The following is a 14,001-nucleotide window of genomic DNA, read 5'->3' on the forward strand; positions in this document are numbered from 1 at the left end:
TCAGCATGTACTCGGTAACACCTCGGAGGTGATGGTCCATGACCTCCGAGTTACGTCGGTGGCTCTCGGCGATTGGTGTCTTGACATCGGCGGTCAATGCAGGTCACGACCTCAAGATGTTGCTGGATCAAATCGCCGCGACAGCGCGCGATCTCCTCGATCTTGACTTCTGTGGAGTCATGGTTCCGGACGCGGCTGGCAAGTACCTGAAAATCGTGGGCGCGAGCGGACTCCCAGCCGAATACGTCCAGCACGTGAACGACGGTCAAACCATTCGTCTTGATGTCGATCGTTGGAAGGGTGCGCCCGCGAGTCGAGCGTTCTTCAGCGGTGAGCCGTGCGCGATTGTCGATGTTGATGCCGAACCGGATTCGATGTGGACCGACGTTGCCCGAGAACAGGGATACCGGTCTATTCTGTCGGTTCCGTTGCGTGCGGCGGGTGAGGTGATCGGAACACTCAATAGCTATCGTGCGAGCGCCCACGAGTTCCAGCCCGACGAGGTCGAACAGCTTTCCCTCCTCGCGGAACATGCCACCATCGCCCTTACATCTGCGCGCATTGTCGACGACCTGCGAGAGCAGCATCGTTTGATCGCTCGATCCGAGGAGATTCACGAGCGGCTCCTGCGGGTAGCCGTCCGATCCGGCGGCGTCTCCGGTATCGCGATCGCGCTGCATGATCTCTTGGGTTGCGATGTAGTCATCCTCGATCCGTATGATGAAGTTCTCAGCGCCACAGGCGAGGATCGGCCTGAAGTTGACGGCTGGCAGACTGAAGTGCGAGCCGACAGAGTCGATGAGAGGAACGACGGAAGCCGACTGGTGCGGACCCGTGGTCGGCACGCGGTCATCGATGTTCTCTTGAACGGCGATGTGGTGGCGACGGTCTGGCTGCTGGGCCGGGCAGAGGGACTGGATCAACTTGGTGTGCGGGCAGCCGAGCACGCCTCGGTAGTTCTGGCTCTGGAAGTCTTACGACAGCGGACGGCGGCCGAGGTTGAGCAAGCCTTGCGGGGTGAGCTCCTCGCAGAGCTTCTTGCCGGCGCTGATTCTGGCTCTAGGTCAATCCGTGATCGGGCAAACCTCATGGGCCATAATCTCGGCCTTCGCCATCGCATGTTGGTTGCCGAGGCCCGAGTCGGTCCCAGCTCCGCGACTGCGCCGCGCCCAGGCTCACTTTCGGTCGAGAAGACGGCTGTACGAGCAGCCTCTGAGGCCGTTCGTATGACGTCGCATCTTCGGCCCAGGCCACTGATCGCAGCAGTGCACGATACTGTCGTAGCCCTGTGGCCGGAGAATATGACGGATCCAACAGGAGAGCGCATATTGCGCCGTGCGGTTGAACTGGCGGATTCCCACGCCATCGCCAGGGTAGTTGCCATTCAACTGTCAGACAGCGGGATACCCGATGCATATCGAGTCGCGCGGGGCGCATTGTCATTCGCTTCGGCAGATCAATCGGCCCCTGATTTGCTGTCCTTGGAAGATTTGGGGGCTGTCGGGATTCTGCTGCAGTTCGCTGAACCTGTAGTTCTACGGCGGTATGCCGACCGCCTTCTCGGTGCAGTCATTGACTACGATGCCGAAAACGGAACCCATCTGGTCCGTACTCTACGTATCTACCTCGACCTCAACCTCGACCGGCAGGCAACCGCAACGCGTTTGGTTGTGCACCCCAACACGGTGAGTCAGCGTCTTCGGCGCATCGAGATGCTGGCTGGGCTCGACTTGAAGTCGCCCAAGTCTATTCTTGACGTCCGCTCTGCGTTGATGCTGCTTGATGTGGCGCGGGCGGTAGATGCCCCGGTTACATAGAGGGCCTTCGCCTTCAGTCGGGGCAAGTATGGCTGACCTAGAGGAGCGAGTTGTGGGAACCAACCACTACGTCGAGCGCTCGACGGCGGCGCTCGACGTAGTGGACCTGCATTACTCTGAACAGAAATTCACATCTTGTCCGAGTATGTGACCGGGATTCGACAATGCGCAATGCCCAACACATTCCCTTTTCAGTCGTGCGCCATCGCGCGCTGCAGAATGTCGTGGGCGCGTTCTTCGACGGGACGGTCGACCATGGCTCCGGCTACCGCACGTGCCTGTCCGTCGGGCGCGTCTTCGAGGACTTCTCGCGCCCATTCCACCTGTGCTGCCGTAGGCTGCAATCCGATTCGGGCGGAGGACAACTGACGTGGGTGGATGCAGAGCTTTCCCCGGAAGCCGAGTGTTGCGGCATACCGGGCATCGGATCGCACTAGGCCTGGGGCGTCCAAGTGGGTAGTCACACCGTCGATTGGGCCGTAAAGCCCAGCAGAAGCCGACGCGAGGGTGACCAAAGACCGTGCAGTGAGTAAGGCCTCGCAGTCATCGGGTTCGACACCGAGATCCATCGCGAGATCCACGTTCCCGAAGGCGAGGCGAACGACCACTTCACTCGCGGCAATTGTGTCCGCGGCATGTACCCCTCGGGCGGTCTCGATCAGCGCAATCACACGGGTGTGGGCCCCCAGTGCAGTTGCGGTGGCCTCTGCCTGTGCCGCTGATTCGACTTTGGGCAGCATGACGTGGTCGACGACAGAGCGTAGGGCGTCGAGATCGGGCTCGTGATCGACTGTTCCCCTCGGATTCAGGCGTACGAGTGCACGCCCACCGGCCTTCAACCAAGACCGAACGCATTCTCGGGCCGCCGACCGGTTTGCTGGCGCCACCGCATCTTCGAGATCGAGAATGACTACGTCGGCGCCAGACTCGGCGGCACGGTCGAATCGATCGGGTCGGTCTCCTGGAACGAACAAGAAGGTCTCTGCAGTTCGTAGGTCACGCATCCACACTCCAACTGACTGGTAATTCAGCGATATTTCTATGTCCGGTACGGTGCTCTCACGAGTGGACGGTGAGCGCACCGTACCGGACGAGCGACCAAGGCTGGCTAAGCCGCCTCTTCTTCCAGGTAGTGGCTCGCCAGGGCATCGACCTGAATCGTCATGTACGGGAAGGCGGGAAGCGCCGACAGCAGCTCGTGCAACTCGGTGGCGTCCGCGGCTGCCCATACGCCGACGTTCGATGTCGTTCCGGGGAGTCTCCAGATACGAGTGATCACGCCGCGGCGGCGGTAGTCCGCACCGACTCGCGCTTCGTCGGCGAGGGTTGCATGCCAGTCTTGGTCGTCGACGCCCGCTGGGCGCTGCACACGGATGTGTACGAGAAACTCAGCCATTGACACCACTTCTTGTTGCTGACCAGTCATGCAGCGCCTCCTCAGTGTGTTCGCCAAGGCCCGGCACCCGAGGCGTCACCTGATCCCGATACCGGCCGACCCGGAATGGTGACTCGAGGACGGAGACGGTTTCCCCACCAGGCAAGGACACCGGGCGCCATCGTTCGCCAGCCTCAAGTTGCGGATGGTTGGCGACATCGGGCGTCCCGTTCATCCTTCCCCACGGCACACCTACCTGGTCCAGTGCCTGCTCGAGAGTGAAGGAAGGCCATTCTATGACCGCGTCGGCAACAGCTCTCTCTACGTCACTACGGCGCGCGAGACGGCCAGAATTCGCCGCAAGTCGGTCGTCCTCGGCAAGTGTCCTCAACTCCAGGACCTCACACAGGAGCAGCCACTGGCGGTCGTTCTGCACGGCGATATTCAATGTGACACCATCTGCCGTCACGTACGGGCCGTAAGGGGTGATGGTCGCATGCCTAGTTCCGGCCGGTGCGATGTCGACACCACCCTCACGATGAGCGAGGAGTAACGGACTCATCCATTCAGCAAGCACGTCGAACATCGCTACATGCACGTGTTCACCTCGCCCGCTGATGTCGCGAGCTCGTAGCGCCGCGAGGATTGAAGTCGCGGCGTAGACCCCGGCACCCAGATCAGCAAGCGAGACTCCAGGTTTCGCGGCCGCGCCTGGAGACCCGGTGTTTGCCGTCACTCCCGCTTCTCCCTGGACGAGGAGATCGAAGGCTTTGCGGTCACGATATGGGCCGGAAGGTCCGTACCCACTGATTTGGCACGTCACCAGACGCGGGTTCAGCCGCTCCAGTTCGTCGCTCGACACGATCCGTTCGACAGCGCCGGGAGTGAGATTGGACAAGAAGACGTCGGCATCCTCGAGCAGGTGAAGGAGCTTGTCCTTCCCCTCTGCGGCCTTTAGATCCAGGACCACTGAGCGTTTGCCGTAGTTCAGCCAGACGAAGTGCGAGGCCATGCCTTTTACGAAGGTGTCGTAGTCCCGCGCAAAGTCTCCCCGTCCTGGTCGTTCGATTTTGACCACGTCGGCCCCGAGGTCGGCCAGGTGTCTTGAGCATAGGGGTGCCGCGACGGCCTGCTCTAATGCGACGACTCGCAGGCCGGCGAGTGGACCCGCTTCCGGGGTCATTTGCCGAACCTCAGCACTGTGCCGACCGCAGGCTGGAGATAGCGTTCGGGTGCATCGCGTTGGAACGTTGCGTGGGTGTGCAGTCCGCTGCAGTGCATCGGAATGATATGTGCCACTTCGCGTTCCTTCATCCCGTCCAGTGTGAGATCCACGTTCGCGCGGGGAGTGGTCGGGAACCCGAGGTGGAACCCTCCCATCACTGCATGGACCGGTTTGGGGCCGCAGATCTCGCGTGCTCGATCGATCGTGTTGAGGACTCCTGCGTGCGCGCATCCGGTGAGGACGACGAGGCCCTTTCCTTTGACGTCGATGACGAGTCCTTGCTCGTCCACGACCTCGTCGAGGCCGTAGCTTCCGTCAGCGCGGACCTGGTAGAGCCCGGGAGTGTGCGGCGCCGAGGGTTCGACCGGGCCTTCGAACGGCACCGTCCGCGGAATGTATCCGGTTGTGTACATTCCGCAGCCCAGATCCAGTGCCCCGCCGCTCAACACCGGGCGTCCGCCGTGGCGTTCGACGTTGTCCAGTGTGAAGGTCTGGTTGTAGTAGGCCGATGTGCGGCCGTCGCCCATGACGGCGTAACGCGGAAGGAACGCATCCGTGTGAGTGGCGACAGGGATGGTTCGATCGAATGCGTCGAGGAAGGAGTAGAGTCCGCCGTAGTGGTCGGGGTGGCCGTGGCTGATCACAACGTGTTCGATGCTGGTGGCGTCAACTCCCAGCACCCGAAGGTTGTGCATCAGAACGGATCCTGTGAGGCCGACATCGAACAGCGCGGTTGACGCATGGCGCCCCTGTCGTGCGGTGACCAGGAGACTGATTCCGTTTTCCGCCTGTGGTGGGATCCGTCGCTGATCGAAATGTTCGATGAGGCCGGCGCGTACACAGTGCCCGCCGTCACCGAAGTCCAGGTCGGGAAGAAGCATGTCGACCCAGTTTTCGACGAGAACAGTGATCTCAACGCTGTCAGCTTGAAATGCGCTCATTAGAAGACCGCCAGCGGGTTAATCGGTGAGCCTACCGCTCCTGTGATCGGCAGAGGCGGGGCGGAGAAGAAGAAGTCATAGCGCCCCTCTTCCCGGCACGCGGCAGACAGTCCTTCGAGGTCGAAGATCTCGCCGATCGTCATCCCTGCATTGACCAGCAAGATCAAGTGCAGCGGCTGGAATACGCCTGGGATGTCGTTGGGTAGAACCTCCGCACCCCAGGTGTCTGTAGCGAGGGCTGCAATCTCGTTCGATGCGAACCAGTGAGCCGCCGAGACGCCGAGTCCCGGCGCCGGCCCGGAGTCGTACTGCCCCCACGAACCTGTGGATCGCACTTGCGCGATCTGACCCGTGCGAACGAGGACGATGTCGCCCGAACGAATCTCCACCCCCTGAGCCGAGGCGCACTCGGAGAGTTCGACGTCGTCGATCGCCTCGCCCGGCTCGAGCCACTCGACGCCACGATGACGCGGAATGTCCAGTAGGACACCGCGACCCACGACACCGTCCGCGATCTGATCGATGCTGTTGACCGTGGCGCCCGTGCTAGTCACACGGTCGAGGCCGTGGCCGTTGTACATCTTCCCCCGATAGAAGATGTGCGCCAGCGCATCCCACTGCGTTCCGCACTGCAGTGGCATGGATACGGCGTCGTCCGTGTAACGCAGAAGGGCAATGTCGTCCTGAGCGCCCAGTGCGATGTCACCGCCATCTTGGAGCATTGAGTGCACGGGGTTGGTGCGGCCTCCGAACCCTCCGCTCTGTGGACCATCACTGTTGAAAGGAAGGCCGCAGGAAACGACCCTCCCGGTTTGGATCAGGGTGGCAGCGAACCTCAGCGCTTCCGGGGTGATGAGATTGAGGGTTCCGCGTTGGTCATCGTGTCCCCATCGCCCCCAGTTCCTATATCGCAGGCACAATTCGTCGACGAGTGCGATGGACTCCTCCTCTGTCGTGGGCAGTTGCTGCCCCTGTGCATCGTCCCGTAGTTCCGTCATCTGACGACCTTTCTAAGTGGCGCTGAAGATTTGCTTCGTCGGTCGACGTGTCCTCGCCTTATGCAAGTTCCCGTGTGGCACGCCAGGGACCGAAGGCGACCACGGCGAAAGTGAATAGCCGATGAAGTCAAATCTGCCTTCTACAGTGCCGAACAACCGACGTGTGAGCCATGTCCACAAGAACACAAGTGATCTGTTGAGAATGTGGGGACGGACATACGGATGTTGAGAGGGCCTGATCTGCTGGCAGTGGTTGGGATGCCACCTCTTCTTGTGCGCAGGTATGCAGCGTGAGCAGGCCACAGCGCCTGCTCGTGAGCACTCGCCACTTTCGATGCGCGGGGTTCGCCAACGGCGGTCGAGCCCACCGGCGATGTGGATCGGGCTTGGCGCCACGTGCTCTCGGGCGTAGCAAAGCTGGCCGCGGAACATGGAATCGAATGGCTGTCAGCACAATCAAGATCGCTGGACAGTGTGGCTGCTGACATTGTTCCTGTCGGGTCGGCGGTGAGACTGTGGTCACACCAACGGCTCGCTGCTCTGGGCGCCCCGCTGTAGCGAATTGCTTGCCGCATCGCGCGGTGGCCGGCATCGAAGATGGAGGTTTCTGCGCAGTCAGGCTTCCGCTAGGGCCGTGTGTCGAGCTGATGGACGACGCATTCAAGTGGGAGGAGTGAGGGCGCACGACGCCCTTCGTCTTCTCAACAACTCCTCAAGGAGGACTCTCGATGAACATGTTTCAGCAATTGGACAGTCCGCCGGGCTTGACCGGACGTCAACGAAGGCTTGCGTTCGTCTCGACCGGGGCGGTCTGCCTTGAGTTCCTCGACTACTTTCTTATAGGGCTAATCCTCACGTTTCTTGTGGGCGACTGGGGGCTCAGCTTCGGCCAGTCGTCCGTGATCCTGTTGGCTTCCGGGATCGGCGCAATCGTCGGAGCCTTCTACTTCGGGCGCCTTGCAGACCGCATAGGCCGCCGGCCGGTGTTTGTGATCACCATCGCGGTGTTCTCGATCGCCACCGGGGCGTTGGCGCTGACCCCAGACAGTGCATCCGTCGGGTGGATCTATCTCGCGTTATTGCGAGTGGTGGTCGGTTTCGGTGCTGGCGGTTTGTACGTCGTTGATCTTCCTCTAGTGCAGGAGTTCATGCCTGCGGCGAAGCGCGGTCGGGTCACCGGGCTTGTCACGTCGGCGATCCCTGTGGGATTCCTGCTCGGTTCGCTGCTCGTCTGGTTGCTATCTGACGCGATCGGCTGGCGCGGCATCCTGGCGATTGCCGCTGCATTTGGCGGAATTCTCTTCTTCATGCGTGTGTCGATTCCTGAATCGCCCCGCTATCTCGTCCGCGAGGGACGGCCCGAGGCAGCGCGCCGGTCAATAGCGTGGGCACTCGAAGTCCCTCTTGATGCCGTGTCGGCTGACCCGGGCGAGGTTCCGGTGGACAACGCGACGAAGAAGGTTGGTCTTAAGAGTCTTCTCGCTTATCCGCGAAGCCTGTCAGTCTCGTCTCTCACAAACCTTGGCATGCAAACCGGATACTACGGACTCTCCTTGTGGACGCCCACCCTCCTGGTCATGGTCCTGGGAATCTCACCTGCAGAGACAGGCATGTACATGGTCTTTGTGACTCTTGGAGCGCTCGCTGGCCGTTTCTGGTTCGCATTCCTCGCAGAGGCCATCGGTCGCCGACGTGCGGGAGCGCTCGCTGGTCTCGCGGCCGCCTCCTTCTTGGTCCTGGCCACGGTGTACGACCAGGCGTACCTGGGCGGTGTCTCTATCTTCTTCCTCCTGCTGATCATCACGTACTTCTTCGGTGAGGGCGGGTTCGCAGTAGTCGGTCCATACTCTGGGGAGGTGTGGCCTAGCGCACTCCGCACAACAGGAATGGGGTTTGCGTACGGATTCGGCGGAATCGGCAAGGTCATCGGCCCCCTGGGCTTGGGTCTGCTCCTCGGATCAAGCAACCTCGTCAAGCCGGAGGTGGAAGTTGCTGGTTTCGGCGCCGGGTTCATCTACTTCGCGGCGTGGTACCTGCTTTGCGCGTTGGTCTTCGTGTTCTTCGGCCTGGAGACCAGGGGTAAGAGTCTCGAGCAGCTCGACCAGGAACTTGAGGGACAACACAGGCGGTCAGGAAGCCGCTCACTCGAATCCGAATAGCCCGTCTCGTAGGGCGAGAGTTTGCCCCATAGGTCCCATCTCGGGTGTCGGGACCTCGATGGCCGTTCTGACTTCCCACTCATGGTGTGGGCGAACGTGATCGGTAGCGCACCTCGTCAGGGCACCAGCAGGCCCGCGTTGGAGATGGCTCCTACAGTCGTTTGATCATTGGGTATCCCGCGCTCACGTGACCAAAGCGCCGGACTTGCGGCTTCTGGCTCCCGAGTTTCTCCGCGCAGACCCCGGCGGTCGCCTATCGGCCCTGAGGGCAGGCGACCCGGCATTCGCGACGGTGCAAGCAGATGTCGGCCTTGCCCGGCCACCGGGCCTCGCCGCGGCGCCGCACCGCACGTGTTGAGGCTGGGGGAGCAGCGAGATCTCTTTTGGCATTTGATGCCAGTGGTCGTGCTAGAAGACCAGCTTTCCGGATCTGAGCGTTCCGCACCCGGCAGAAGTGAGCCACTGTCTCATCAGAGTATTGCAAATGAGACGATGTCTCAGTATCGTGACTGACGCGACAGGGAGCACGGTCACGCAGGGGATCAGTTGTGGCACCCGTCATGGTGGTGGCGTCGTTCTAAGGCTGATTAGTGGCCCTAACAGCGATTTCGTTGTCGACATGTGATGGCTCCCCAGGGCGCTGATGGCAGCCGGTTGCCGACTGCCGAGCATTACCCCGTCCGGGGCGGCAACAGCGGCGGCGACCGTCAGGCATCAAGGCCGTTACCGGGTGAGAGATCCCGTGGGGCGGTCAGAACACGGTGGCGTGCCCCCTTTGCGCGCGCAACACTCAAAACGAGAGGAAGTAGCCATGTCGACGCTGTCTCACCGCGCGCTCGATGTACTTGATAGGGCTCCATTGACGCGGCGGTATTGGAACCTTGCCGCCCTAGTCGGAGTTACCTCTGCTGTCGAGTTCTTCGACTTCTATGTCATCGGCTTCATCGGGTCCGTGATCGGAGAGGAGTGGGGCCTCAACTTCGGCCAGGTGGCGATGATCTACTTCGCTGCCGGTGTCGGCGCAATCGCCGGGAGTTTCGTGGGTGGATGGTCGGGCCATCGCTACGGCCGGAAGTACCCGTTCATTGCTGGTGTCGCCATTACAGGCTTCTTCTCGGGTGCGACAGCGTTCGCGCCCGAAGGTGCCGTCGTGTTCGTCATGCTCACTCGGTTCATGGTCGGCGCCGGCTCAGCGATGATGCTGACTCTCTGCCTGACGCTCATGGTGGAGTTCACGCCTTCGCGGCACAGGACCTACCTGGTTCCGCTCACCACTACAGGGTTGATACCGGTGGGCACCATGGCAGCGTCGGCGCTCTCCGCGGCTCTTCTCCCGAGCTGGGGCTGGCGGGGACTGGCGGCACTGGGATTCGCGGCACTGATCTTGGTTGTCTGGGCGTTGTTCGCAATGCCAGAGTCTCCGCGGTGGTTGGTGGCTCGGGGAGAGTACGAGAAGGCGCGAACAGTGGTGTCCAAGTTCACTGGCCAGCCTGTGCATTCCATCCAGCTCGATGAGGCCCCTGATGTTTCGCTGGGACCGCAGGCTCGAACGCCGGCTGAATCTGGCTACCGCGCGTTGTTCCGCGATCGCCGGAACGTGACCTTCACGATCCTGGCATGGTTGTGTGCTGCAACGACGATCTACGGTGTCAATCTGTGGGGCCCGACTTTCCTGCGGTATGCCCTCGACATTTCGCCGGCGAAGGCGGCGGAATTCTTCATCTACATCAGCCTGGGCGCGTTGGTCGGTCGAGTCTTGTTTTCGGTGCTTCCCCAGTGGATTGGGCGTCGCGCTACGGGCATCCTCACCGGTGTCGGTGGCGGTGTCCTGCTCATCATCGCGGGCTTCGCCGGCGGGTCCGCCCAGGGCGGAGCCATTGCGCTCGTGTTGGCACTCGCGGTCGCTGCAATGTTCGCAGACGGAGGATTCGCGAACCTGGCGCCGGCTTCCGCTGAGATTTACCCGACTCATCTCCGCAGCCAGGCGATGGGGCTCGGGGAGGTCGCCAACGGGATCGGCAAGCTCATCGGGCCGGTGGGCCTGGCCCTCATCGCTGGCACCGGAAATATGGTCAAGCCCGAAGCTACCCGTGACGCATTGACGCCGGGCTTCGTCTTCCTCGGCATCTTCAGCCTCCTTTGTGCCGTTGGCTTCCTGTTCCTTCGCGAAACTCGCGGAAAGCTCGAGGACGTCGTCTCCTCAGGGCAAGCCAACGAGACCGCTGATGACGCAGAGAGTGTCCAGGTCCGCTAGCGCGCCTGCCTGGTCGATGGTGGCTGCGTGAAGTGCGCACCTGGTTTCTTGATCGGGCCTTCGCTCGAGCTGGCGAGTTTCGCGATTCGCCTGCGCCCAATCGTCAAATGAAAGAGATACAGCAACGATGAGTACTGACATGACAATCGACTGGGACGTCGAGGTCCCGATGCGCGACGGTTTGGTCCTGCGAGCGGATGTGTTCCGCCCGCAGGAGTCCGGCAACTACCCGGTCATCCTTGCCATGGGGCCCTACGGGAAGGGTTTGCACTTCGAAGAAGGCTTCCCTTCGTACTGGCGTGACATGGTCGAAGCGTTCCCCGAGATTGCGGAAAATACGTCCAACCGCTACCAGAACTGGGAGTTGGTCGACCCTGAGAAGTGGGTTCCGGACGGCTACGTGTGCGTCCGGGTGGATTCACGAGGAGCGGGTCGGTCCCCAGGGTTCCTTGACCCCCAGTCGCAGATCGAGGCGAGGGACTTCTACGACTGCATCGAGTGGGCGGGTGTCCAGCCGTGGAGTAATGGGAAGGTGGGGCTGCTCGGGATCTCCTACTACGCGGTGAATCAGTGGCATGTAGCGGCTCTGCGGCCGCCGCATCTTGCCGCGATCTGTGTCTGGGAAGGCTTTGCCGACTACTATCGCGACAAGGTGCGGCACGGCGGCATCATGAACGACTTCCTCGACGGATGGTTCAACAAGCAGGTGGTCCGCGTTCAGCACGGCGTTGGTGGGCGCGGCTTCATCGACCCCAATACGGGTTATCCGGTTGCGGGCGACGATCAGCTGTCGGAACAGGAACTCAGGGAGAACCGGGGTGATCCGGCTGGGAACGTCAAGGCCCGGCAGCTCGATGGCGCGTACTACGCTGAACGGACCCCTGATCTCTCTCGCATCGAAGTCCCACTGTTCTCTGCAGGCAACTGGGGTGGAATGGGACTGCACACGCGAGGGAACGTCGAAGGATTCGTCGCAGCGGGCTCAACACAGAAGTGGCTCGAAATGCATGGGGACACACACTTTTCGCCCTTCTACACCGATCGTGGTATCGCACTGCAAAAACAATTCTTCGGCACCTTCCTCAAGAAGGAGGACAACGGCTGGCTCGATCGCCCCGCTGTCGAGGTGCTCGTACGGCACCCAGGCGAGAAGTTCACGTCCCGGTTCGAGGACGCCTGGCCGCTGCCCGGAACCGTGTGGACGAAGTTCTATCTCGACCCACACGAAAATGCCCTGACGAACGAACCGAAGTCCGCAGAACCCGTCGCATACCACGCCATGGGCGAGGGCGTCCGGTTCTCACTGCCCGTCGCCGACCACGCCCGCGAGTTCACCGGTCATGCCGCGCTGCATCTGAGCCTGTCATCGTCGACGGTGGACGCAGATGTGTTCGTCGTATTGCAGCTGTTCGACCCACAGGGTGAAGAGGTGACGTTCATCGGGTCGAATGATCCCAAGGTTCCGGTGGGTCTGGGCTGGCTGCGAGCATCTCATCGGGCACTCGACCCGGACCGCAGTACCCCCTACCGCCCCTACCACACACATAAGGATCCGCAGCCGCTGGAGCCGGGTGTGCCAGTTACGCTCGATATCGAGATCTGGCCGACGAGTATCGTGATTCCGTCCGGATACCGACTGGACCTCGTCGTACTCGGACGCGACTACAAGAACTCCGAGATCGAAATCGCAGACGCGATGTATACGACCCAAGGTGTCGGCCCCTTCACCCACACCGACCCGGCCGACCGCCCGGCCGAAGTGTTCGACACCGTCAATCACCTTCACTTCGATCCCGCCGACCCTCCGTACCTGCTGCTTCCCGAGATCAAAGCCGCCAACTGACCATTCACAAGACGGATCCGTGACCCGCCTGCCGCAGTGAGAAGCCGGCCGAGTCCTGTCGCGTAGTCGTCCCGGCGTTCTCATCCCCGCGCCCACCCGAATGAGCACGCCGGGACGTGGTCCCACCGCCTTCCCACCGCACCACAACCGGTACTCGTCCGCGGCGCCTTCGATCCCTCCAGATGTATGTCTCGGCCTGGCTCCCGGCCGGTCACCGGCCTCTCTACGAAAGACACCGAAGGAATCTGATGAGTATCAAGACCCGTGCCGCCGTTTTGGAGAGAATCGGCGATCCATCTCCCTGGACGAAGAGTCGCCCAATATCGGTCGACCACATCGACCTCGACTCTCCACAGCCCGGCGAGGCGCTGGTACGGCTGGAGGCAGCAGGTGTCTGTCATTCCGATCTGTCACGAGTTAACGGGTCGCGAGAATGCTCTGTTCCCATGGTCCTCGGTCACGAAGCGTGCGGCGTGATCGAAGAACTAGGCTCCGCTGTCGACGGCTATCAGATCGGCGATCGCGTCGCCCTCATCTTTCTCCCTCGATGTGGAGACTGCAGGGCATGCCAGGCGCCACACTTCGAGCCATGCGAACACGGCACGGCTGCAAACGCTGCGGGTAGCCTGCTCGGCGGCGGTCGGCGACTGCACCGTGCTGGCACCGATGTCCACCACCAGAACGGCGTCTCAGGCTTTGCAACCCATGCCGTCGTTCACACCTCTTCGCTCGTTGTCATACCTCAGGATGTGCCGGCCCCGGTGGGTGCACTCCTGGGCTGCGCTGTACTCACCGGTGGTGGCGCAGTTTTGAACGCCGGTCGCATGGCCATCAACGAGCGAATTGCAGTGGTTGGAGTCGGTGGGGTCGGGCTAGCTGCGATGTTGGTGGCGCAGGCCGTCGGCCCCGCGGAAATGCTCGCAGTCGATATGTTGACCTCCAAACTGGACCTTGCCCCCGCGTACGGGGCGACGCTGGTCGCCACCCCCGCAGAGATTGCCGAGCATGAACGCCAGTACGACCTGGTCATCGAATGCGTCGGCAGCACCCGTGCTCTCGAGACTGCCATCAAGTTGACTCGCCCAGGCGGGCGAACGGTCACCGTGGGGCTTCCCAGCCCTACGACCCGGATGGAAATTTCGCCGCTCTCACTAGTCGTTGACACCCGGTCACTCATCGGTTCTTACATGGGTTCGGGAGATCCGACCGAAGACATTCAGCGATACGCCCAGATGTACCTGGACGGTCGACTGCCCATTGATCGACTAATCAGTGCCCACATCAAGCTTTCCCAAATCAACGAGGCGATGGACGCACTCGAAGCGGGCGACGCGCTACGTCAAGTCATCGACCTCGCTGCTGAACACGTGTGATGGCCCCTTCATCGTT

At 61.7% G+C, this 14,001-nt stretch carries 10 protein-coding genes and 1 pseudogene; 5 read left to right on the forward strand and 6 right to left on the reverse strand.

Going from position 1 to position 14,001, the window contains the following annotated elements; translation table 11 throughout:
* Nucleotides 1-38: 38 nt before the first annotated feature.
* Entirely contained in the window at nt 39-1,817 is a 1,779-nt protein-coding gene (locus tag BKA16_RS23440) for a helix-turn-helix domain-containing protein (protein ID WP_183373390.1), read from the forward strand.
* Between the two features lie 191 nt (nt 1,818-2,008).
* On the opposite strand, the gene BKA16_RS24230 is transcribed toward BKA16_RS23440, so the two are convergent.
* From BKA16_RS24230 to BKA16_RS23465, 6 genes and pseudogenes are all read right to left on the reverse strand, one after another.
* The gene (locus BKA16_RS24230; protein ID WP_343067649.1) at nt 2,009-2,140 is read right to left on the reverse strand and encodes a hypothetical protein; all 132 of its coding nucleotides are present in this window, start codon (nt 2,138-2,140) and stop codon (nt 2,009-2,011) included.
* 60 nt (nt 2,141-2,200) lie between these two features.
* Nucleotides 2,201-2,821 (reverse strand): annotated as a pseudogene (locus BKA16_RS23445) (HpcH/HpaI aldolase/citrate lyase family protein); the annotation flags it as partial.
* Nucleotides 2,822-2,925: 104 nt separating this feature from the next.
* The gene (locus BKA16_RS23450; RefSeq protein WP_183373392.1) at nt 2,926-3,213 is read right to left on the reverse strand and encodes a muconolactone Delta-isomerase; all 288 of its coding nucleotides are present in this window, start codon (nt 3,211-3,213) and stop codon (nt 2,926-2,928) included.
* Entirely contained in the window at nt 3,206-4,375 is a 1,170-nt protein-coding gene (locus tag BKA16_RS23455) for a CaiB/BaiF CoA transferase family protein (protein ID WP_183373393.1), read from the reverse strand. Before BKA16_RS23455 ends, BKA16_RS23450 begins: the two co-directional genes overlap by 8 nt.
* On the reverse strand, nt 4,372-5,358 hold the full coding sequence (locus BKA16_RS23460) for an MBL fold metallo-hydrolase (RefSeq protein ID WP_183373394.1): 987 nt from the start codon (nt 5,356-5,358) through the stop codon (nt 4,372-4,374). The genes BKA16_RS23455 and BKA16_RS23460 overlap by 4 nt, the downstream gene beginning before the upstream one ends.
* Nucleotides 5,358-6,356: a cyclase family protein gene (locus tag BKA16_RS23465; protein WP_183373395.1), complete on the reverse strand. Its 999-nt coding sequence runs from the start codon at nt 6,354-6,356 to the stop codon at nt 5,358-5,360. Before BKA16_RS23465 ends, BKA16_RS23460 begins: the two co-directional genes overlap by 1 nt.
* Before the next feature lie 728 nt (nt 6,357-7,084).
* Here BKA16_RS23465 and BKA16_RS23470 point away from each other — a divergent pair.
* The 4 genes from BKA16_RS23470 to BKA16_RS23485 all read left to right on the forward strand — a co-directional run bounded on the left by BKA16_RS23470 (nt 7,085) and on the right by BKA16_RS23485 (nt 13,985).
* The gene (locus tag BKA16_RS23470; RefSeq protein WP_221247669.1) at nt 7,085-8,515 is read left to right on the forward strand and encodes an MFS transporter; all 1,431 of its coding nucleotides are present in this window, start codon (nt 7,085-7,087) and stop codon (nt 8,513-8,515) included.
* A gap of 811 nt (nt 8,516-9,326) precedes the next feature.
* Nucleotides 9,327-10,769 (forward strand): MFS transporter, encoded by a 1,443-nt coding sequence (locus BKA16_RS23475; RefSeq protein ID WP_183373396.1) that lies wholly within the window; start codon nt 9,327-9,329, stop codon nt 10,767-10,769.
* Between the two features lie 139 nt (nt 10,770-10,908).
* Complete coding sequence (locus BKA16_RS23480) at nt 10,909-12,612, forward strand: CocE/NonD family hydrolase (protein WP_221247670.1); 1,704 nt, start codon at nt 10,909-10,911, stop codon at nt 12,610-12,612.
* Between the two features lie 254 nt (nt 12,613-12,866).
* A complete protein-coding gene (locus BKA16_RS23485) occupies nt 12,867-13,985 on the forward strand; it encodes an alcohol dehydrogenase catalytic domain-containing protein (protein WP_183373428.1) in 1,119 nt (372 codons plus the stop codon).
* Nucleotides 13,986-14,001 lie beyond the last annotated feature (16 nt).

This window comes from Gordonia humi (assembly GCF_014197435.1).
Lineage (GTDB): Bacteria > Actinomycetota > Actinomycetes > Mycobacteriales > Mycobacteriaceae > Gordonia > Gordonia humi.

Coding starts and splice junctions, on each gene's coding strand:
- BKA16_RS23450 (WP_183373392.1), bottom strand. CDS start 3,213: ATGGCTGAGTTTCTCGTACACATCCGTGTGCAGCGCCCAGCGGGCGTC.
- BKA16_RS23475 (WP_183373396.1), top strand. CDS start 9,327: ATGTCGACGCTGTCTCACCGCGCGCTCGATGTACTTGATAGGGCTCCA.
- BKA16_RS23460 (WP_183373394.1), bottom strand. CDS start 5,358: ATGAGCGCATTTCAAGCTGACAGCGTTGAGATCACTGTTCTCGTCGAA.
- BKA16_RS23470 (WP_221247669.1), top strand. CDS start 7,085: ATGAACATGTTTCAGCAATTGGACAGTCCGCCGGGCTTGACCGGACGT.
- BKA16_RS23440 (WP_183373390.1), top strand. CDS start 39: ATGACCTCCGAGTTACGTCGGTGGCTCTCGGCGATTGGTGTCTTGACA.
- BKA16_RS23455 (WP_183373393.1), bottom strand. CDS start 4,375: ATGACCCCGGAAGCGGGTCCACTCGCCGGCCTGCGAGTCGTCGCATTA.
- BKA16_RS23465 (WP_183373395.1), bottom strand. CDS start 6,356: ATGACGGAACTACGGGACGATGCACAGGGGCAGCAACTGCCCACGACA.
- BKA16_RS23480 (WP_221247670.1), top strand. CDS start 10,909: ATGACAATCGACTGGGACGTCGAGGTCCCGATGCGCGACGGTTTGGTC.